The organism is Cyclobacterium sp. L-R (assembly GCF_056859355.1).
This window is the reverse complement of record NZ_JBSXOH010000072.1, coordinates 1-20,586: the sequence shown is the minus strand read 5'-3', so window position 1 is coordinate 20,586 and position 20,586 is coordinate 1. Positions and strand designations below refer to the sequence as shown.

General features: G+C 36.8%; 19 protein-coding genes. 12 read left to right on the top strand and 7 right to left on the bottom strand.

Translation table 11 applies throughout. The features are described 5' to 3' along the window. Positions 1–26: 26 nt before the first annotated feature. The 3 genes from AC13EX_RS11620 to AC13EX_RS11610 form a co-directional block, all read right to left on the bottom strand. On the bottom strand, positions 27–1,343 hold the full coding sequence (locus AC13EX_RS11620) for a CehA/McbA family metallohydrolase domain-containing protein (RefSeq protein ID WP_482892809.1): 1,317 nt from the start codon (positions 1,341–1,343) through the stop codon (positions 27–29). Positions 1,344–1,347: 4 nt separating this feature from the next. Continuing rightward, on the bottom strand, positions 1,348–2,166 hold the full coding sequence (locus tag AC13EX_RS11615; RefSeq protein WP_482892808.1) for a glycerophosphodiester phosphodiesterase: 819 nt from the start codon (positions 2,164–2,166) through the stop codon (positions 1,348–1,350). Between the two features lie 147 nt (positions 2,167–2,313). Then, positions 2,314–3,579 (bottom strand): hypothetical protein, encoded by a 1,266-nt coding sequence (locus tag AC13EX_RS11610; protein WP_482892807.1) that lies wholly within the window; start codon positions 3,577–3,579, stop codon positions 2,314–2,316. A 444-nt stretch (positions 3,580–4,023) separates the two neighbouring features. On the opposite strand from AC13EX_RS11610, the gene AC13EX_RS11605 reads away from it, so the two are divergent. The 7 genes from AC13EX_RS11605 to AC13EX_RS11575 all read left to right on the top strand — a co-directional run bounded on the left by AC13EX_RS11605 (position 4,024) and on the right by AC13EX_RS11575 (position 10,746). After that, complete coding sequence (locus AC13EX_RS11605) at positions 4,024–5,337, top strand: hypothetical protein (protein WP_482892806.1); 1,314 nt, start codon at positions 4,024–4,026, stop codon at positions 5,335–5,337. Positions 5,338–5,583: 246 nt separating this feature from the next. After that, the gene (locus AC13EX_RS11600; protein WP_482892805.1) at positions 5,584–7,002 is read left to right on the top strand and encodes an alpha/beta hydrolase; all 1,419 of its coding nucleotides are present in this window, start codon (positions 5,584–5,586) and stop codon (positions 7,000–7,002) included. 65 nt (positions 7,003–7,067) lie between these two features. Then, positions 7,068–7,265 (top strand): hypothetical protein, encoded by a 198-nt coding sequence (locus AC13EX_RS11595; protein ID WP_482892804.1) that lies wholly within the window; start codon positions 7,068–7,070, stop codon positions 7,263–7,265. A 500-nt stretch (positions 7,266–7,765) separates the two neighbouring features. Further along, on the top strand, positions 7,766–8,269 hold the full coding sequence (locus AC13EX_RS11590; protein WP_482892803.1) for a hypothetical protein: 504 nt from the start codon (positions 7,766–7,768) through the stop codon (positions 8,267–8,269). A 193-nt stretch (positions 8,270–8,462) separates the two neighbouring features. Next, positions 8,463–8,990 (top strand): hypothetical protein, encoded by a 528-nt coding sequence (locus AC13EX_RS11585; RefSeq protein ID WP_482892802.1) that lies wholly within the window; start codon positions 8,463–8,465, stop codon positions 8,988–8,990. A 102-nt stretch (positions 8,991–9,092) separates the two neighbouring features. Further along, complete coding sequence (locus AC13EX_RS11580) at positions 9,093–10,004, top strand: hypothetical protein (protein WP_482892801.1); 912 nt, start codon at positions 9,093–9,095, stop codon at positions 10,002–10,004. A gap of 244 nt (positions 10,005–10,248) precedes the next feature. Then, positions 10,249–10,746, top strand: a complete 498-nt coding sequence (locus AC13EX_RS11575; protein WP_482892800.1) for an alpha/beta hydrolase — start codon at positions 10,249–10,251, stop codon at positions 10,744–10,746. A gap of 161 nt (positions 10,747–10,907) precedes the next feature. On the opposite strand, the gene AC13EX_RS11570 is transcribed toward AC13EX_RS11575, so the two are convergent. Next, positions 10,908–11,213, bottom strand: coding sequence for an XRE family transcriptional regulator (locus tag AC13EX_RS11570; RefSeq protein WP_482892799.1), 306 nt, complete (start codon positions 11,211–11,213; stop codon positions 10,908–10,910). Further along, positions 11,200–11,499, bottom strand: coding sequence for a hypothetical protein (locus AC13EX_RS11565; protein WP_482892798.1), 300 nt, complete (start codon positions 11,497–11,499; stop codon positions 11,200–11,202). Before AC13EX_RS11565 ends, AC13EX_RS11570 begins: the two co-directional genes overlap by 14 nt. A gap of 1,131 nt (positions 11,500–12,630) precedes the next feature. On the opposite strand from AC13EX_RS11565, the gene AC13EX_RS11560 reads away from it, so the two are divergent. From AC13EX_RS11560 to AC13EX_RS11540, 5 genes are all read left to right on the top strand, one after another. Further along, positions 12,631–14,205 (top strand): hypothetical protein, encoded by a 1,575-nt coding sequence (locus AC13EX_RS11560; RefSeq protein WP_482892797.1) that lies wholly within the window; start codon positions 12,631–12,633, stop codon positions 14,203–14,205. 60 nt (positions 14,206–14,265) lie between these two features. After that, positions 14,266–15,093, top strand: a complete 828-nt coding sequence (locus tag AC13EX_RS11555; RefSeq protein ID WP_482892796.1) for a DUF6597 domain-containing transcriptional factor — start codon at positions 14,266–14,268, stop codon at positions 15,091–15,093. A 69-nt stretch (positions 15,094–15,162) separates the two neighbouring features. Next, positions 15,163–15,567 carry a DUF1761 domain-containing protein gene (locus AC13EX_RS11550; protein ID WP_482892795.1) on the top strand — a complete coding sequence of 135 codons (405 nt, stop codon included), beginning with the start codon at positions 15,163–15,165 and terminating at the stop codon, positions 15,565–15,567. A 351-nt stretch (positions 15,568–15,918) separates the two neighbouring features. Further along, positions 15,919–16,929: a right-handed parallel beta-helix repeat-containing protein gene (locus AC13EX_RS11545; RefSeq protein WP_482892794.1), complete on the top strand. Its 1,011-nt coding sequence runs from the start codon at positions 15,919–15,921 to the stop codon at positions 16,927–16,929. Between the two features lie 81 nt (positions 16,930–17,010). Beyond that, positions 17,011–17,514 carry a hypothetical protein gene (locus AC13EX_RS11540; RefSeq protein ID WP_482892793.1) on the top strand — a complete coding sequence of 168 codons (504 nt, stop codon included), beginning with the start codon at positions 17,011–17,013 and terminating at the stop codon, positions 17,512–17,514. A gap of 139 nt (positions 17,515–17,653) precedes the next feature. On the opposite strand, the gene AC13EX_RS11535 is transcribed toward AC13EX_RS11540, so the two are convergent. Both AC13EX_RS11535 and AC13EX_RS11530 read right to left on the bottom strand, forming a co-directional pair. Beyond that, complete coding sequence (locus tag AC13EX_RS11535) at positions 17,654–18,721, bottom strand: nucleoside hydrolase (RefSeq protein ID WP_482892792.1); 1,068 nt, start codon at positions 18,719–18,721, stop codon at positions 17,654–17,656. Positions 18,722–18,782: 61 nt separating this feature from the next. Next, positions 18,783–19,904 (bottom strand): nucleoside hydrolase, encoded by a 1,122-nt coding sequence (locus AC13EX_RS11530; RefSeq protein WP_482892791.1) that lies wholly within the window; start codon positions 19,902–19,904, stop codon positions 18,783–18,785. Between the last annotated feature and the right edge of the window lie 682 nt (positions 19,905–20,586).

Sequence of the window (20,586 nt, the reverse complement as noted above, 5' to 3'; positions counted from 1 at the left end):
ATTCCCAAAACAACTCCATTAGGGTGCTAATAAACATAAATAGGATTGGTATAAATCCATGGTGTCCATTCTTTTCTCAGGTTGATTCTTGCCACTATTCGGTAATTGCCTTTGTCGAGAATCAAGTATTCATATTCGTAATTTTCCTCGGTTTCTTCTATAAGCTCCCCATTCTGGTAAAGCTGAAATTTTACGGGAAATGGGGATAACACTTTCAATTTATTAACAGCAGCCAGGTTTACAGAATCCCCCAAAATGGCTGTTAAGCTATCCGCATCATTTACCGCAAAATATTGAAAGCCGTCCCCTTTGGCCAGACTTTCAAAGGAGACAAAAAGATGTCCTAATTTAATATGATCCCTAATATTTACATTGGTAAAAGTGTCGCAATAGACATAGTTATTGGCATGGTTGTAAGAGTTGAAATAAGGATCCAACTCCCATTTAAAAGCCCAACCGTATTTGTCGACTTTTCCCATAAGCAATTTGTCAAACCAATTGGGTTCCCTTATCACCAAGGTGTCGGCATTGGGGCCTACCCATTCTATTTTTTCGTCCTCAAGATGCCTGGCCCTGAAACTTTGATTGTTGTGTGCGTCTACTCCGGCCACTCCTACAATTTTCCGGTTTTGGTTTAGACGGTCCCAGTTGGCCAATATTTCCGTTTGTTCATCATAAAGGTCCCTAAACATCCAATGGGTGTATTTTTTTGGATTCAATAATCTGTTGACAAGAATGGGGAATATCCCTTCTTCATCCTTCATGTCTGTATGGATATTGTAAATTTCCATCGCTTGATAATCAGGATTCTCCCAATCATGCTCATCTTCAGAATGTACATAAATGGCCAATCCATCGTTTTCAACTACATCGTGAATAACCTCAGCTTCAGGCCTGTCCCAGTCAATTACAGTGCTGTCAAAAGGGCTGATCATCAGCCCGGAGCTATGTTCTGTACCGGATTCTATGATGATGCCATCATAAACTCCCTGATATCCCCTAGGAAAAGTATCTAGCTGATTGCGTTTATGGTCTGAGTTAAAAATGAACTGAAGTTCGGCTTTTTTGGCCCCATCCATTATTTCAGGTAGTAAACCCCGACTGTCGTGGGACCAAAAAGTATGGGAATGAACAACTCCCTGGTACAGCGGCATTGGTATTACCTGTGGAGGTTTCCGGTATTGCTGCCATAGTTCGTTCCTTGCCTGTTCTAATCCAGGATAAGTTACCCAACGGTTCCAGAGGGCAGGGCTTATTTTTACCAAGACCAGCAATAGAAAAAGTACCATTGTCCCTAAGAACAAAAACTTAAACCATTTTAATATTTTGGAAGTAGTACTCATGTTGTTAATTTAAATTTTTGAGAAAGCTGATTAGTGCCTTGGGTTTGTCTGTTTGAATACCATCAATTCCCCACTCAATCATTTTTGTCCATTCAAGCTTTAAATCTTCCAGGTTGTCTTTGCTTTCATCCACAAATACTATGGCTTCTTGCTCATGTACTGTTTTACAGAAAAAAAGGCTACAATTTTTCATTCCACTAGCGACTACCTTCGGTTGGTATTTGGCCAAAACAGTATTTAGGTTACTTTCTTTTCCCGGATCAGGCATGAGGAAACAGTTGGGGCAGTTTTGCCGGACTTTTGAAATGTTTTCATCATCATCTCCCCAGATAAACCAGACAATATTTTCCTCCATATTATACTTCCGAATCAATGGGAGCAATGCCTCAGGAGCTGCATCTTTGAGGTCAAGGTAAATCCCTATTTTATTCTGGCAAAGCTTGAGGATTTCTTCAAAGGTAGGTATTCGGGTGTTTTGCCATTCCCCACTAATCTTTTTACCAATATCCAAGGCTTTCAATTCAGCCAGACGCATGTCTTTAACATTTCCAGATTTGCCGTCCACATATGCGTTAATGCTGCTGTTGTGCACACTTACGAATTGTTTGTCACGGGTTGTCCTAATGTCTATTTCTATAAAATCACATCCCAGATCAATGGCTTTTTGGTAGGCTGGGAGTGAATTCTCAGGAATACCTTCATGTGCGCCCCTGTGTGCAATTACATAAGTGTTGCCATTTTTTGGTGGAGGCAATTGTGGGTAACAGGTGATTGGAAGCAGTAGTATAAACGAGCCAATTAAAAGTATAAACAGATTTTTCATTGGATTTATATTGCTGTTTGGTATTAAGAAAAGTTCTTTTCGTTTTTTAATTTAGGTATATCCCAATTCAGATGCTAAAATATTAATACAGGGCTTAATGAGATCGAGGTTTTTATTATTTTTATTAAAAACACAATGCCAACAAAATTATGGTTTGGCCCCTGGACTTTCTTCAATCAATTGAAGCGCCTCCTCTATATAAACCTCAGCCGTTTCTTCACCAAGGCTTGTTTCGCTGATGTATTCATAGCGTTTGAAACTATTGAAATCTTCTTTGGTAAGCATGTAGCCAAAGGCATCATTGGTAAGCCCAAACAAAAAGGGATGCGCTGTATTCATCTTTCTTTTCAAGTAATAACCAATATTCGGCAGTGCTTCTCCAGGAATGGTAAGGATTTGGGCTGAGCCAATGTTCAGAAGGTTTATCCTAGTTTTTAGCATATAATCCTCGGATACCTTTAGCCCTATTTCAGAATGGTCTATCAACATTTTCATCAGAGGAGAAGTCACAGGTAGATTGATTTCCTTTGAGCTGGTAAACAAGACAGGCGCAGTTTGCATGGGAGCCTTGTCTACAATCGCCAGGGCCTGGTCTGCCAATAATTCACCAATCCGGATACATTCTTTCCAATCCCCGGCCTCTCTGCCTTCAGGTCTTCTATTGTCTGCGGTTACCATACCTCCTTGGGCACCATTCATAAAAATTGCTATTCCTCCTGCTTTGGCTTCAATGCGATCGTAAAGAGGACCACAAAGATCTGGAGATAAAATACCTTTTTTATTGCCAATGACTTCTGGGTGGATGGCATAATTGACCAAGGTGGCTATGGCCTTGTCTTTGTTCTTTCCTGTAGTACCAAAAGCCTGGATGACGCCACAACGTGGGTCATAAAGATCCGGTGCATAATAATTATAGGCAATCTTTCCCTTGGCTTCTCCCACCGCGATTTTTAATGCCGCAGGCTCCATGTTTTCCATGGCTTCATTTACTGCGTCGGCCACCTGCTTGACACACCATTCCAGGTAGTCAAAATCTGCCAGAACCTCACCCTTTTCATTGGGAAAGCCATAGGCGTCGGGCGCACTGTGGGTATGGGTAGCCCCAATAAGGATGTTTTCAGGAGGGATGCCTTTGATAAGGGCCCGTGACTGGTCGCCTAGGACTGCAGGCCATCCAAGGTTGTCAATGCCAACTATGGCTACTTTGACTCCATTCTGTTCCATCACCATTGCCCGAACAAAAAGGTCTCCTTTTTTCTCTGTTGCCGGACTCGGTGTTCCCACTCCGCCGGAAACGGGAATCAATGGATCAGGGGTTATTACCCGAAGGGCAGCCCCAACTTTCAATTCCTGTGCAGAAATGGTTGTGGAACAAAAAAGTGTGAAGACGAATAGACAAATGAGTTTTTTCATGGGGTATTATTGCGTTAAACCTCAAAGGTTCACTTAGATTACGGGCAATTATAGGTTTAGTACTACTTGATTTGGGTAGGATTTGGGGATGTCTGGATTTTAAAGTGTTGATATACCTCGAAATTATTTGTTGGCGGGGTTTTTACGATACGGAAAATGCATGGGGTTTTCTTATTTTAAAGCGGGTGCATTACCAAATAGGATGTAATTGTTAAAGCAAAAGGGTAATTAGGCTAACATCAAACAGATTTACTGTCAGTGCTATTGGCTCTTGTGACATATTACCTATATTAGGAGTAAGGTGTTTTTGAAAAATACAACACAAAGTATATCTATGGTTCTGCGCAATGCTAACAATTGGTTTAACCACGCCAATTTTCGTTGTCACGATTAATATTTTTAGATCGTTATTTAGCGAAGTTTTTATTAAAAATTAGAATCCCAATGAATTCATTTAGCGCAATTAAATGCATAGCCCTCGTCATAGTTGTAAACCTATCCATACAAAATGCTATTGCTCAATCAAAAAAAGCCAGTAATGCATCGGAGCTTAAAATTCTTGAGGTAGTGGCTATTTCCGATAAACAACTTCAGGTGAATGTGGAATACAATTATACCGGAAAGGCTGGTTCAAATGATACATTCATTCATGCATTTCCTGTGGAATCTGATGGTGAGTCAAATTTTAAAGAAGTAGACATTGAAAAAGTGCCACTGAAATCCGGAATTAACCAGGTAAGTCTGCTCATAACAAAACGCCCAAAAACGAAGGCATTTACAAGTGAAAGCATAAAGGTTTGTATGATGGAATCAAGGAATTTGATATTGTGTGGTGAATATTCGTTTGAAAAGTCATGGCCAAATTTTGACCTACCGGTTAAGATTCTCTCATTTTCTTCAAGCGAAAGCAAAGTTAGCAAGGGCGATTCGGTTACGATATCCTGGCAAACAGAGAATGCCTCTAAGGTTATGTTTGGTGCGCATGGATCAGAAAAATTCCAGCAGGTCAGAAAATCGGGAAGCCTAACTGTTGGGGTAGATAAGACGACGACCTATACACTTATGGTTGCACCTATGGCTGAAAAAGGGGGGCCGGTGAAGATGGAGACTAAAGCGCTTACCATAGATGTCCCTATCGATCCTGTGATTGGTAGGTTCACTGCAAATCGAAATACGATTCGCAGAGGGCAAAACAGTAAATTGACATGGGAGGTTTATGAGGCAGAAGAGATCAGCTTAAATGGTGAATCTGTAATCGCTTTAGGAGATAAAATAGTATCCCCAATAAAAACAATGAAATACACTTTAGAAGCCCGAAAAGGGGAGGTTATTATTAGCGAAGATTATATCGTAATGGTTACTCCATTTGGTGCGCCAGATTTGAGCAATCCTTTTTCAAGCATAGAATTGTGTAGAAGTGTGGATGAAAGTGGAGAAAGCTATCGTTGTATTTCTTCCGATGGACCATTCACCTCAAATGACAAAATATATGCCATTGTGCGCATTGAAAACCTATCGAAAGCATCCCATAATTTAAAGCTGACTACTTATAACAGTTTTGATGGAGAGAAATGGATAGAAGTGCACCAAGAAAACAGGAGTTTGCCCAAAAGAGATACCGACGGATACCTCGAATTTAAACTTGAAGTACAAAATACAGGTGAGGGCAAAAAGAAACTCGAGTTTATTTTAGATGGAAACAATACCACCAAAAGCGAGATTGTCTATTGCATTGATTGTTCTCGTATGTGGGAATAAAGTGTATGGAAGAGTACAAGCCACCATTTGGAGTGTAATATAAGGCTTTCATTGTATGAGAATGCATCCCTTTTTATAGTTTGCTGTGATGTTTTATGCTTGCCGTTATCGTTTTCTGTAAATAAACATTTCGGCAAATTTCAAAATCTTTGCTATAGAGATATAATGGAATCAACACTTAGAGTGGATTTGAAAATCCAGACAGGGGAAATGGAATCGTAAATAGGTACTTTAAACCAAAATATTATGCGTTTTTCGATAATTTTAACCCTAGCAATTCTCTTTTATGCCTGTAATGCCACTTCTAACTATGAAGTCATAGATGGAACACTAGAAGTTCCTGAAAATCGGCTGAACCCTAATTCACGAATGCTTAAATTAGCCTATAAGGTGCTAAAGGCTAAAAAAGTTGACTCCTTAAAAGTGCCTATTTTATTTTTACAAGGTGGCCCAGGAGCAGCCACCTTAACCATGGAAATGGAAGCGTTTTGGAAAAATTCCCCTCTAAGAAATAATAGGGACATTGTGTTAATGGATCAACGCGGAACTGGCGCTTCTGAAGCAAACTGTACCGAAGCTGGTTCCTCACTATTCGACATCATGCGACAAGATCTTGACCTAGAGAGGGATTATAAAGCTATAGCTAACTTGATAGCAGAATGCAAGCAAACCATGGAGGGCAAAGGAGTCGATCTCGCCGGATACAATAGCCGTGAAAATGCCGCGGATTTTGAGGACTTACGCAAAGTTTTGGGTTATGATCAGTGGAATCTTTATGGCGTATCATATGGGTCAAGGTTGGGATTGACCATCATGCGTGATTTTCCCAAAAGTGTACGAAGTGCTGTGTTGGCTGGTGTTTTAACCCCAGAATCCGATGTGTTTGGGGACAGAATCAAAACCTTTGAAAATTCCCTTTTTGAGGTTCTTCGACGTTGTGAGGAGAATGAGGAGTGTAATGGTAGATATCCCAATCTTAAAGAACGATTGTTGAGAACTTTGGAGAAAATGGAAACAGAGCCTTTGCATTTTGATTATAAGGAAAAGCTGTTTGTGCTTAATGTCCAGGATACAATGTCTTTATTAATTTATCTACTATACGACCGCCCCACCATTGGCAAGATACCCTTACTTATTGAAGCGCTGGAAAATGGAGAATCCGAACCTATTGCCGACCTTATACAGGCTTTTGAGCCCTTTTATTATCTTATGAATTTTCCCGTGATGTATTCGGTTGCAGCTTATGAAGAACTTCCTTTCTATAATGCCGCAGACATGGACAAAGCTATAAAAGAATCTGAGATTGGATTTGCCTTTGCTTCTAATTCGGCCGCCAGGTTATTGGCAGAATGGCATCCTTACCGGGCGACCTATTTGGAAAACGAAGCCATAGTTTCAGAAATCCCAACACTTATGGTATCAGGAAATTTGGACCCTGCCACTCCCCCCATCAATGCCACTGAAGCTTTAAGGCATTTGAAAAATGGTTATGAAGTAGTTTTCCCAGATGAGAGTCACCAGTTTTACAGTCCCTGTTTTTTTCAAATTGTAAAAGATTTTCTGAACGACCCTTTACATAAACCGGATTTAGAATGTGTTTCGATCCGAAATCCACTTGAATGGAACTTACATGAATCCGTTGAGGCAACTGGGGTAAACCGGTAGGTGAAATTTTCACCTAAATAAATGGCATTCGAGATAAGGTTATAACGTTTAACAGCCTATTAAAAATGAGTTTTGAATTAACAAATACAGTTCCATGGGGGCGAACTTTAGCGGAATATAAAAGCATGTTTAACCTTAATGAATCCGATTTAACGGAAAGGATTATAAGTTTTGCTGATGGTGCTGCAGGCTTTAATTTTGAAATGAAAAATACGGGTACAAAACAGAAAGGTCTAACGGTTCTAATTTTCAATAGCCCCTAGCTTTAGCTAGGGGATGGTGTGTATTTTTTTTTGGGGCTTTAGCCAAATTTTTCGACCCCGGAGCCAGATCAAATGTTTTTAACTATTAAATCATGGAAAGGTGGATTTTATAGACATCCATTTTCCCTTTAATTTTCGGCTAAAGCCAGATGAAATTGTGTAACCCTATAAATGGGCTGAAGCCCATTCCTATTGAGTTGGTATTATTAATGATATGAGTTGGGCAAAAACACAGAAAGGTTTAAAGGTAATAATTTTCAATAGCTCCCAGCTTTAGCTGAGGGATGCTATGGATTTGTTCGTCTTTGTGGCTTTAGCCAAATCCTATTGCCAAGGAGCTTCCCGACTAATTTTGCGATTGCGTCAGCTTGTGGTTCTTTGATGAAAGTTGATAACTTTTCTTAATTTATGTCTTAGTTTAGCGAAGCATAAATTAGATCAGACAAGGATGCCCTGTTAATAATTTAATTATCAAATGATTAAACGCATTATAATAGCTTATGAAAAAACTATTTTTATCAGTGATTATTATAATAAGTACCCTCAATCCAATATTTGCCCAGAAATCAACTAATTACGAACAATTTTGTAGAGAGGTAAGTGAATTGTTAGTAGAAAATAATAAAACTGATTTTGTAATGCGTTTTTGTCCAACCAAGGAGGATTTATTCGAGCTTTCTTATGGGGCAAAAGTGAATAAAGTAAAGAAAAAAGAACGTGTTGGTTTCTACGAGACCATTGGTCCAACAATTGGGATGTTAGAAGAAAATATCTCCTCATCCTTTGATTTTGTTTACGGTAAACTGGAAAGAAAAAACATTCTAAAAATAGATAATGTTGAAATTCAGAAGTCAACTAAAACAAAAATTGGAGAAATAGAAGTACAGAATTTCTATTTTGTTGTATCAGATGGTCAAAATCATTTTAAATTAGAGCTTCTGGGTGTTTTTCGATCCTCGAGAGATTGGGTTATATTGACAGATATTGCTCCTTGGAATTTTTAATTTGTTCACTAATCGTAGTTTAAATTAGGTGAATTTAGTGCATTTTAATTTTCGTTAATCATGGACGATTAAAATATCAAATTAAATAATAACCTAATAAACAGTTGTTTAAAGTAAAAATTGATACGGTAAAATAGAATTTCAACACGATATATCTTGGGATTATTTAGAAAAAATATTCAAAAGTAAATTTGTGGCAAAAGAAGCCTGGAATCAATTTATTGATTTTCATAAGCAACTGCATCCTAAGCCTTACTGGACAGACTTACAAGATTTAGATTTTGAAGATGAACAAAATGATATCATCAGTTGGATGCATCGATTAATAATTGATTCGCCATTACCTGAAAACGTTCAAGCAATATGGGTAGGGATATTAAAATTTGAAGATAACAATAATGAGATTCCTGCGATTTATTTGGTTGGAGCTGATACCTATAACGAGAATGATATTGATTGGGCTAGTGAACCGACTTTTTTGCCTGAATATAGATACGTTTTACCAGGAATATTAAAGGGAATTGACGACATCATTAAAACGGATGTTGCTAATTATGATTTTCTTGATTGGATTTTGCCACTGGCGTATTCCACTTTTATGTTTGACGACATCATTAGGGTAAGGATTGATAAAAAGTTATTTTTAAGTAAAAGAGATAAGATTTATTTTGCAACAGGCCATGACAGTGGCGACTATTTTAATTTGTCAAATATTGAGTAATTCACTATTGAATTATCAATAAATGCTGGTATAAGTTCATAAAACTTAAAGCTTTGAGAAATGCTCAATTAACCTACATTATGTTGAATAATTAACTGCCCAATGACTAGATTTTTATTTATACTTTTATTACTATTCGTATACCTATTTTCTTTTGGACAAAACAAAAAATACTTTGATAAAGAACTTAAAAAATATAATAACTACATTTTTGCCAACGAACAAGATGTTGGTCATTTATTAAACTGGCAAAAATTTAAAAAAAAAGAAATTGTGCTGTGGGAAGGTAAAGGACAATCAACAATGATGCTTGGAAGCGCTACTTTCCTTTACGATTATCTAAAAAAAAACTACCCAGATTTCAAGGTGACTATAATTAAATCAAAACCACAATGGCAAATAAGATTTAGTTTTAGTGGGACGAAAATAGATGTTTACAAAAGATTGGTCTATAAAAAACAATGGATGGATAATTACGCTTATCAAAAACCTGAAAGTTACAAATTGGCTTATGGATTTGATCAAAAAGATGATAGATTAAATAAAGCCATAAGTGTGCTTCATTTTTACTATTCTCAAAGCAATATCAACTATCAAACCGATATTGATTTTGACCAACTTGAGCTTGATGTTGTCGAGTTAGAAAAAAGTGAAAATGAATTTGCGTCCCTTTACTTCTACAGTCCATCCTCTTTATATAATAGTTTTCATGTAGGGAAGTATGATTTAAAACTTAATGATTCAACAATATATGAACTAAGAAAAGATGAGCCAGCAATTGTTAAGGTGAAAAATGAAGGGCTTTACACTTTGAGTGCAAAGACAGGTAAACGAACTGATATTAAGCTTAATATTGAAAAGGGCAGAAGTTATTTTATCAGATGTGGAATTGACAAATCATCTTTTCTAGGAAAGCCAAAGATTCATCTTGTAATTCAAGATTATGGAAAGCCAGAATATTGGGCATGTGTTGAACGATCAAAAAAAATTCAAAATAAAAGCCGAGGTTATTAGGCCACAGCACTTTAGAATTTTAATGCCTTAGAAGTCTGACACGCTTTTTTTTAAAAACATAAAAACTCGATAAAAATTGAAAATTTATGGAATAAGTGGACTTGGAGCTGACAAGCGAGTTTTCAATTTTCTTAAGTTGGATCATACGCTAATCCCTATTGAGTGGATCAAGCCTTACAAAAAGGAAGCATTAAAAGACTATTCAGCCCGACTTTCGAAAATTATTAACCTTAAGTCAGATTTTGTGCTCATTGGTGTCAGTTTTGGTGGATTAGTGGCTGTCGAGATTAGTAAAATTTTGAAACCTTGCTTAACAATATTAATTTCTTCGGTCGAAACTAAAAATGAATTAAGGCCAATTTATAAAGGTTTTGGTAAACTAGGTATCCTAAAGAATTTACCGGTAAAATTTTTTGACCCACCAAGATATTTTGCATCCTTTTTATTTGGTACAGCCAATAAAGAGCTTCTAAATGATATCTTCGAGGATACTGATTTAAAGTTTGCAAAATGGGCAGTTAATGAATTGGTAAATTGGGACAACCAAAACCAAGTTGATAACGTAATTCGCATTCATGGTACAAAAGACAAGTTGATTCCCTGGAGAGGTTCGGGTAAAGTTGAATTAATTGAAGATGGGGAACATTTTATGATTGTTGATAGAGCTGGAGAAATAAGTAAAATTATAAATGAAAAAATAAAAAATACGACCCAACAATTACCGCTTAAGGCAAATAGTTAAGCCTTAATTTGCTAATGTCTTTGTGCCAAGAAAGGATATTCATTGAGGTGGAAAAGGTCTAATTTTTTCTTCTTTGATGAAAGTTGGAAACTTTCATCATCATAGGTCTATTTACGCTTCGCTAAACTTAGACCAGATAGGAGCAGAAGCAAATGTGAAACTTACTTCACCAAAGAATCGTCAAAATCTTCCACTGATACATTGGATTTTTTTTCTAGTTTAAATGAAGGATACATACCGACTTTTAGGGCAATTTGAATGACCTTCTCTAAACTAAAATTAATATCACCATCGTTTAAAATTTGGGATACACGCCCCTTACTTATATTTAAATGTGCCGCTAAATCCTTTTGCTTCATATTATGTTCCTCCATATAATCCACAATAGCATTGTATAATAATGCATTGATATTTTCAATCCAATAGGAGGGTTGGTTTAAAATTTGTTCTCTCTTATTCACTTTCATTTTTGAAGTCTTTAATCGTTTGAAGCACTGATTTAATATCTTCTTTTTGGTTGCCCTTTTTTCCACCAGTAACTATAACTCTTCCAGTGTTTTCTTCATGGAATAAGTACAATCTTATAATCCCTGATTTAGCTTCATATACTTTACAGTTTATTCCGTGTCCCTCAATCAACCTGAATTTAGATTTAGGCAACCGTAATAGATTAGATGTGATTTCGATAATGCTAAGTGCACCAGCTATTTTGTCAAATATTAAGGCGTCATTTTGATGTTCATCAATAAACATTTGCAAAAGACTTTTACCGTTCTTGCACAATTCCCAAATGTCAATTTTGGTTGGATTTGGAATGTTTTCTGTATGGATTAACGAATATTTCCTCAAAATGTTTAGGTATAGCTAAACTTATTAATCAACTAATTTAAATAAAAGTTTAATTAAATTAAAGCAAGAATCCACTTTTAATAACATAAGGAGGTCGTCCAAAACAATAGTGATGACCTGATATGTCAGAGGAGATTCCTTCTCAGAGTGATTTTTGTTTCAAATTTGAGGTAGCCACAAATCAAACCCTTTCGATCACTAATTTTTGGCTAAAGCCAGATGAAATTGTGTAACCCTATAAATGGGCTGAAGCCCATTCCTATTGAATTTATTTTGTTGATCAATTGGATTTCCGATCCCTAAGTCCAACTGAAGGGGGAGGCATTACGTATTCATCATCCTATGACTTCGACTCCGCTCAGCCGCTGGGGGTACGGAAGGAGCCAGGCAAAGATGCTTAAAAATGATACCATCCTTCTTTATCAATAGCCCCTAGCTTCAGCTGGGGGATAGTATGGATTTTCTCTTCTCTGTGGCTTTAGCCAAATCATAATACCAGAAATGACTCCAAAAAATTATGCGAAGGGGAGGATATTTGCTTCTTTGATGAAAGTTGAAAACTTTCGGCATTATGGGGCTAAGTTACGCTTCGCTACACTTCGACCAGTTAGGGACCAGTCAGAGGCTTTGCTGTGAGTTGAAAAGTTTCTGCATCATGAGCTATTTAAACTTAGCTAATCAAAGACCAGACAAGTGATTTTAACTTATTTACATCAATGCCACTAAAAAAAATGTCTACAATTTATTGTAAAACATTTTTTTACATTTAAAATACAAAAAAGTTGGTTTAAAAATAATTTAATTATTAGTTTTGCTTTCTGTTACTTTTTCAGCAAACAGATTTGATAGTGTCTGATTGGTGTGGGCTTTAATTAAGATGTGAATATTACTTAAGAGTAGGAGGTAGCAAAAGGTAGGAATGAGTGAAGTGTAAGGAATTGTAGCTGTTGGTTCTTTTTATGAATAAAGTAGCTGGATTTTTTGACTTTTATAAGCGTGTTATTTTAAATAATTTTTAACAAAAATCTTAAGAAAATGAAAGTAAAATTTTACCTGGTGGCATTGATTATTTTGGCACTAAATCTTGACCTGCTTGCACAAGAGAAAACGATAAACGTGGAAATTACAGATCCTACTTCTAGAGGACTTTTAACTGGCACAATTGGCCTTATCGGTACGGCAGAAGATGGATACTTTTTATTGCGAGCCATTTCCAAAGGTTTTTCATTGTATGGAGTAGGAGTAGGTACCAAAGGGGTGTTGGTTGTTGAAAAGTATAGCAAAGACTATGTACTGGAAAAAAGTAGGAAAATAGAGGACATTCCAATGACTGTAATGAATAAGGCCAATGACAAAAGCTTTGAGTTTTTTTACCAAGACAAAAGTAAGGGAATTTGGTTGTTTTATTCAGATGAATCCGATGATAAAAACCGTTTGTTCAGGAAAAAGATGGACCAGGAAACCTTGGCTTTTGGAGAGCCGATTATGGTTTCCGAACAGCCCATCGTAGACAAAAAGCTGGACAGAAGATCAAGCTATAGTATTGTCCCTTCTGAGGACAATAGCAAATTTGCTGTTTTCTCCTTTGTAGGCAGTAGGAGCAATGAGGGGTCTGAAGCATATGTTGAGGTTTTCGATGCCTCGATGAACTCCGAATGGAAAATGAATACTAGTATACCTGAATTCCAAAAGGGAGGGCAGGACACGAAATTATATGGTATTATAAAATCCTTAAATAGCAATGGTAATGTTCGCCTTTCTAATGAAGGGGTGTTTAATATGTTGAGTAAGGTGGATATAGTAAAAGGGGGCAATGAATTTATGCACTTCATGTATTCATTTTATAGGGGAATTGATGACCCCGTTATTAATTATTTGAAAAACACAGACAAATACCTCTTGAGAATGTCACTGGTTCAGGACAAGAACAAAGATGTTAGACTGGTTGGTTATTATTCCAATGACAAAAAACTTAGGCAAATTGATGGGATGTTTGTTCAGAGTTTGAACCCATTTACCTTGGCAATAGACAATGAAAAATTCATTCCATTTTCGGATGAAAATAAAGTGGATTTTCTATACCAAAGTGAGGATTACTTAACAGGTAAAGACAAACGAAAAGTTGAAAAGGGGAAGGAGATGGAGGTTCCTTCCAATACTTACATCAAGTCGATATTTGTCAATGATGACAATAGTATTACGTTGTCTTCAGAGTATTATCAGGCCCATACCTATAATGGTAAACTGTATCATGTTAATGAAGATTTCCAATTTACCAATATATCAGAAAATGGTGAGATCAATTGGATACAAAATTTCAACAAACGCCAAAAAGACATTACTCTGCATACGAATGGGATTTACCAAATGTATGAAAATGGCACCATTTATTTTATTTACAATGAGCCCCTAAAGAAAGAAATTCATGTAGGTCATATAAATAGTGACGGGGAAATAAGTTCTAAAACCGTATTGAAATCTAGGAAAGGTGGTGAATTGAAGAGTTTTTGGTTGGTTCCTGGTACCATATCAAGAGTAGGAGATAACACCTATGTAGGAGTAGCTGCCAAATTTTTTAAAGAGAGACTGGTGAAAATAGAAATTGAGTGATTTTTCGGGCAAAAGTTTAGGAATGGTTATATTAGTAAGGACAACCAACCATTAGCAACAATGCCACTTGAAAGACATCTACTCAAAAAAACATTAAATCAATACGTTGAGGCGATATTTCACTTAACGGATTTTATGCCTGACCATTCTATTGAAAGAGTGGTTCCCACAGGGCATGTATTTATAATTTTTGAGTTGGATGGCTTTCCAAGAAAAACTTATGACAATGCTACTTTAGAACCTATCGCCACATATAAGGAAGTTTGGGTGTCGGGTATGCAAAAAAATTACATTTCAATTTCAGCTCACCAACATTCAGAATTGTTTGTGATCCAGTTTAAACCTTTTGGAGGCTATCCATTTTTTCACCTTCCTATGCAGGACTTGAATGATATGGTCATTAATGCTGAGGAATTGTTTGGAGAAGAAATACTTAATTTAAGAGAGCAAATCTTTAATGGAAAAACGTCTGAAAAAAAGTTTCAAAGCGCAGAAAATTGGCTTCTAGAAAGATTTCGTCAGGATAAAACCCCTCCGGTAGACTTGTTGGACGTTTTGGAAAAACTACACAATGAGCCTGTGGAGCATTATTTGAAGATAATTGAGGGCTATCCAAAAACCCAAAAACACCTGATAGACCAATTCAAAAAGTATGTAGGTTTGACCCCTAAGTATTATCAACGCATGCTTCGCTTTAATGAAATTTTGCAACAAATTTTTAAATCTAAAAAAATCGAATGGGCTCAGATAGCCTACCAGTTTGAATACGCAGACCAATCGCATTTTATTAAGGAATTCAAGCATTTTTCAGGAATCAATCCGCAGAAATTTATTCAATACGGTTTTCAAGAAGCCACCAATTTTTTCCCTTTGAATAAGAAAGGTTAATTTTTTACTATTTCAGGATATGAAATACCATTAGTATTGTAAAGAACAAAAATACAATACATTATGGATATGGCATCAGCTTTTGAAAACATCAAATGGTTATCGGTCTTCGTGGCCTCAATATCCTCCTTCTTGGTAGGAGGTATTTGGTATGGACCATTATTTGGTAAGACCTGGATGCGGGCATTTGGATTTACAGAATCGGTCTTGAATAATAGGAATATGCCCAAGGTATTTGGCTTGTCATTATTTTTGGCCTTTGTTGCTGCCATGAACCTGGAGTTGTTTATTGGAGTAAATGCTGATATGTCCTTCGGCTTGATGGCTGGATTCTTGGCAGGTTTTGGTTGGGTGGCTACTTTATTGGGAATCTTGTATCTATTTGAAAACCGGTCCTTCAAGGCATTCTTAATCAATGCAAGTTATTGCATCCTTGCTCTTACTTTAATGGGAGGGATTCTAGGGGCTTGGTGAAATAGGGCATTATTAACCTAGCGTGCAAATGGAGTAATGCTTTGTAATTCGAAATTTCTATTGGAATAGAATGTTAATCAGCTTATTTTGAGTTGAATTTAATCCTCGCTTAGGATTACTATATACAATTATTTATAAGCCCAATACCTACATGATACCAAAATCATTCTTATCAATAATAGCCCTTGTTTTTAGCTATAATTTCAGTGTTGCCCAAAATAAAGCACCTAAGGAAGCGTCTGAATCAAGCCAAAGTGTTTTTTATATAAAAAAGTACTAAAAGATGGCAATGGGGATTTTGACCCTTGGAATGCCGAACGTTGGGCTGCCTGGTACAATGATAAAGGAGCGTTGATCCGGCAGTTTGATGTGGATACTTCTGTTAAATTCAAATCAAGAAAAGAGCCTTGGTTGGTGAAGATTAGTGAGCAGTTTACCAATAAGTCTCCTTTTACCATCGCAAAACAAGGTATAGTAATGGATGGCAATGGATTGATTATGGATGTAAGAACCACCAACCAAAGCCTCCCTCTTGATGAATTGTATGCCTTAAGAAAAGAGCCGTGGAGAGAAGGTAATGAACTTCGTGGGATATTTTATAACCTTCCCCAAGTAGAAGGAATCCAAGCCACACAAATAAAGAATTTCACGTTTATGGGTTGGAAACGAGGCATTAAAATCAATGGCACAGGTGATCAGGAACAACACCGGTTGATTGTGGAGAATTGCATTTTTACTCGAAATAGGATAGGGTTCTATACCAATGGATACAATACCCTATTGAAGAATTGTAAGCTTTTTGAGAATGGTTATGGGGCCATTTATTCGGGAAGTCGCAGTCGGCGCAATCAATTTATAGACAATGTGTTTCGGGACAATACGCTAAGCCAAAATCAACATTCCTATGGGGATTTTATCGGTGACACTTTTTTTGACAGTGAAATAAGTAACAATGAATTTTCTAAATCCCAAATAAATACGGATCAAAGGAGAATTGGGATTTCAATGTTTAGGAACATGGGGGAAAGCAATAATTTGCGAGAGCAGATGCCTCACAATAACATTATCAGTGGCAACCATTTTGATGGCTATTCGGTAGCCATACATATAGGCTCACGCATGGGAAGAGACACAAGAAATGACATTACAGACGAAGGACGTGACTATGCTTTTTATAACCTTATATCAGACAATACCATTGAGAATTCAACCATAGGAATAAAAATCAACACCGAAGGAAACACTATCAGAGGCAATTCCTTCAGCAATGTAAAAGAAGAAATTGTTTTGCAGTGCGTCTTTTTTAAACTTGAAAATACCACGATCAATTATCAAAAGAATGATGAAGTTAAACTTTGGTAGGTTACGGAGGACTATGCTCAGTATTCGGATTGGTTCAGGTTTCAAGATGACCTGAATGGAAGTATCAAGAAGAAAGAGAAAATGATCACTGTGTTTTCGCAAAGGGAAAGTCCGAGTTTCTCGCAAAACCAAGATGAAAATTTTAAGCTCAACCCGGTAAAGGCCAGTGGTAAAAACCTCTTGGAAGACTACAGGCTAGGCGTTCCTATGGCCACTGCTACTGGAGAGTTCAGTTTGGATTTGCCAGAGAACGAGTTTGTTGCCATCTGGGATCAACCGATTTCGCGAATTAATGAAAAGGATTATTATAGCATTTTGTTTTTTGACAAGAAGGGAACAGAGATCAATAGGTGCGGAAGGTCTGAGGTGAAATGGAAAGAGATTGCAGTAGGATATTTCACTAAAAAAGATGGCGAAATGGAAGTTGCTGCCATTCCTGCAGAAGCAATTGATGGAAAATATCCAGTTTATATTTTTGAACGAGGATTCAAATTACCTAAGGAAGTTCGCTTTAAGGACAATGAGAACCCTGATATCTCAATATCTAAAAGCAATAGGTACAAATTAGAGATAAGTATGCTTTAATTTAAAATTCCTTCCTGAGTGTGGTGGAAAATTCGTTGCAATGGAGGCTGATAATGGAGCTTTAATCAAATGTAGAAGTATGGATGAAATTAATAAGAGGCTTGTTGGACTTTCTTTTCCAACAAGCCTTTCGTTTTATCTACTTGTGATGGTCCTGAATCTTTCTGAACATGTCTCCGAATATTTTGTCGCGTCTTAGGTAGGTGACCAGCCGGATGAAATGCCTTGACTGGTCCACACTATAGGTCATTTGATCAGTTAAAACAGGGGAATGTCTAATTTCTGTCTTGAACCATGAGGAATCAATTGCATACGCAATGACAGCGATGTCCCAAATAATTTTAGAATAGGCATAATGATTATCGTGGTAGTCTTTAAATATCTCGATTAAATAATCCCCAATAGGCCCTTTTCCCTGAAGATAGGTTTCCAGTTCGGGAATAGTTGTGAGTAGGTGGGAGGTTACAGGCTCTGTTGGAACTTGAATTAGCGGTACGCCGGAATCAAAAAGTAATTTTGAAGATTCCATGTCTTGTAATAGGTTAAACTCTCTGGCCGTATCCCATTCCAAACTTTTTCCTCCTAGCCAAACGACAACAATTTTTTCAATGATTTTAGGCTCCATCAAAATAGCAGACGCCACATTGGTTGGCGCGCCTAAGGTAAGCACATACAATGGTTCCTCAGAAGCCATGGCTCTTTTTACCAGATCTCTGGCAGCATCACTTTCTACTGGTTGGTTTTTGTTCTTGAGAAATTCCTTTGACCCACGGTAAACTAAATCCTTATGTTGCATTCCCATTTTATCCATTAACTTAAGGATTTCTTTATAACTCATTTCCATTCCATCTGCAGGCCCATTAGAACGACTGTTATGATATGGTGCTGCATATATGGCCTCTACATCTATTTGCTCAGGGGAAAGCAAAGCATACACCACCGCAAATTGATCATCAACTTCATTATAAGTATCTGTATCTATCACCACTTTAATTTTCTCAGTGTTTGGTTTTAACCTTGACAATAAGATTTCATCGGAGAGCTTGGGGAATTCTTGTGAAAAAGCTGAAGACATTCCGATGAACAAAGAGAGCAGAAAGCAGATGGAATTTAGTAAAGATGTCCCTTTATTCTTATTGAAAGTTAGGGGATTATTTTGATAAAAGTTGGCGGCATGGATTTCGGTAAATGTGCTTTTAATTTTCATTTTTGGTATAAATTGGGCTAAGTGATTATAAAATGAAGGTGAGTGCTTTATTGGTAATAAATCAATCTCTATTGCGGGGCTTTTTTGTAATGATATTAAGGAATTCTTTCTTTAAGGTCGTGGCTTGCTCCGGAGTAACTTTTAGATATCTATGGTTTCCATTAGGCATTTCCACAAAATTAGTATACCCCTCATCATTAACAGAAATTTGACCATTCTTACTAGAAGTAAAAAAATCACTACCACCTTCTAAGGCGTATATAGCCGAAGTAAGGTCCCAAGTAGGCCTGTCATAAGGCATCTCTAAATAGTTCTCATAAGCCACCACTAAAGGGTGATCTCCCGCCCATTTAAAATCATTTTCTATACTGGAAGCAGGGTATTTTATTTGGTGTCCAAGTTCCCATGGACTGGCAACAATAGGTGTTGGCCAATCCTCAAAAACCTTTTGAGCTGATTTAATATCTATCCTCACATTGTATTCCACCATCCGGTTTTCATTAAAATTTCCTGCCATAATACTGAGAAGTTTAACCTTTTCTTTCACCAGGTCTTTGCCTGATAATTCAGAAATATCATCAGAGGAAGATTCCAATAATCGGGCTAAATTTGTTGAAAAACCCACCGAAACAACTGTCACAGTGTTATCTGCTTGTTTGGTCAAAACCTCACGGTATAAATCTACCGCATCAGGAAATTTATTGCTCTCTAGCACTGTTCCGGGAAAGGCTTGCTTCCCATCCACTTGATGTTCCCAAGCAGCCTGAGTAAAATTTCTAGACTCACCACCTGAGTCTGCACCATTGGTAACAGTACCAATAGGTATATCGGGATGACCATACCAGTTATTCATCTGGTCAATAAATAGTGGAGCATATTTATTGTTTTTATTAACATTGATAGCTACTATTTCCATTTTGTTTTGGTCTGCAAATTTGTACAACATATCCAAGGCCAAGGCATCATCAATATCATTCCCCATATCAGTTTCGAAAATAACCTTTATAGGTTCTGATTCATTATTTTTCACCACCTCTTTTTCGGTGCTTTCAGATTTACAGCTTACAGCAAAAACCACCACCATGACTTGGAACCAAAGTGAAAGGACCGACCTGAAGACTGGTTTTTCGATTAACTTATTTTTAAATTTTCCTTTTGGTGTTTTATATACGCAAATTTTCATAGAATTCTGATTGTGATTAAATGTAAAATATAAAGCAGAAAATTTTTGCCGGTAGGTTAAATTCTATACGCTGATATGGTTTAGAATATAAATTTATTTGAATTATAGATAGGAAGCATCACAAAGAATTAAAAAAGCTCAAAAGTTGGGAAAGAAATTTAAAGAAACCTAATGCTGTTTCAAAGTCACCAGCTTGAATTAAACCATTTATCAGGGTTTTGCTTTAAGAACATGGAAGAAAAAGATCTAAGAAATTCAGCCGATGGCCAAAAATCACCTTCGACAATTTCATTTGCTTCAAGAACAGTTGTTGCTTTATAAAAAATTGAGGTTTGGACTTAATAGATAGGGAAGGTCTTTTGAAAAATCTGATACAGATAAATTAATTTATTTATTAGTGAGCTTAGCATTATTATAAGAGAGGGCAACAAAATTTTGAATTCCAGAAATTTCAATAGTTGTTTCAATAACAGCATTTGGAAAGGTTAAGGAAGTGTCCAGTGCCTTTAAACCCGAAATATGCAATAGACATTCTATTACGTGCTGAAATCGCTTCAAAATCAGCCACTTCGTTGCTGCTTTCAATTTCACCATAGCGGTGCTATGCTAAAATCTCCAAACAGCCTGATTTTCTTGCGATTGCAACACTTCCCGTAAACACGGGACAGGCATCACCCCTGAC

Excerpts from the sequence above, each read along its gene's own strand:
- AC13EX_RS11555 (WP_482892796.1), top strand. The coding sequence starts at position 14,266 with ATGCCACTTGAAAGACATCTACTCAAAAAAACATTAAATCAATACGTT.
- AC13EX_RS11610 (WP_482892807.1), bottom strand. The coding sequence starts at position 3,579 with ATGAAAAAACTCATTTGTCTATTCGTCTTCACACTTTTTTGTTCCACA.
- AC13EX_RS11560 (WP_482892797.1), top strand. The coding sequence starts at position 12,631 with ATGAAAGTAAAATTTTACCTGGTGGCATTGATTATTTTGGCACTAAAT.
- AC13EX_RS11615 (WP_482892808.1), bottom strand. The coding sequence starts at position 2,166 with ATGAAAAATCTGTTTATACTTTTAATTGGCTCGTTTATACTACTGCTT.
- AC13EX_RS11600 (WP_482892805.1), top strand. The coding sequence starts at position 5,584 with ATGCGTTTTTCGATAATTTTAACCCTAGCAATTCTCTTTTATGCCTGT.
- AC13EX_RS11595 (WP_482892804.1), top strand. The coding sequence starts at position 7,068 with ATGAGTTTTGAATTAACAAATACAGTTCCATGGGGGCGAACTTTAGCG.
- AC13EX_RS11535 (WP_482892792.1), bottom strand. The coding sequence starts at position 18,721 with ATGAAAATTAAAAGCACATTTACCGAAATCCATGCCGCCAACTTTTAT.
- AC13EX_RS11540 (WP_482892793.1), top strand. The coding sequence starts at position 17,011 with ATGATCACTGTGTTTTCGCAAAGGGAAAGTCCGAGTTTCTCGCAAAAC.
- AC13EX_RS11580 (WP_482892801.1), top strand. The coding sequence starts at position 9,093 with ATGACTAGATTTTTATTTATACTTTTATTACTATTCGTATACCTATTT.
- AC13EX_RS11530 (WP_482892791.1), bottom strand. The coding sequence starts at position 19,904 with ATGAAAATTTGCGTATATAAAACACCAAAAGGAAAATTTAAAAATAAG.
- AC13EX_RS11550 (WP_482892795.1), top strand. The coding sequence starts at position 15,163 with ATGGCATCAGCTTTTGAAAACATCAAATGGTTATCGGTCTTCGTGGCC.
- AC13EX_RS11605 (WP_482892806.1), top strand. The coding sequence starts at position 4,024 with ATGAATTCATTTAGCGCAATTAAATGCATAGCCCTCGTCATAGTTGTA.
- AC13EX_RS11565 (WP_482892798.1), bottom strand. The coding sequence starts at position 11,499 with ATGTTTATTGATGAACATCAAAATGACGCCTTAATATTTGACAAAATA.
- AC13EX_RS11620 (WP_482892809.1), bottom strand. The coding sequence starts at position 1,343 with ATGAGTACTACTTCCAAAATATTAAAATGGTTTAAGTTTTTGTTCTTA.
- AC13EX_RS11590 (WP_482892803.1), top strand. The coding sequence starts at position 7,766 with ATGAAAAAACTATTTTTATCAGTGATTATTATAATAAGTACCCTCAAT.
- AC13EX_RS11570 (WP_482892799.1), bottom strand. The coding sequence starts at position 11,213 with ATGAAAGTGAATAAGAGAGAACAAATTTTAAACCAACCCTCCTATTGG.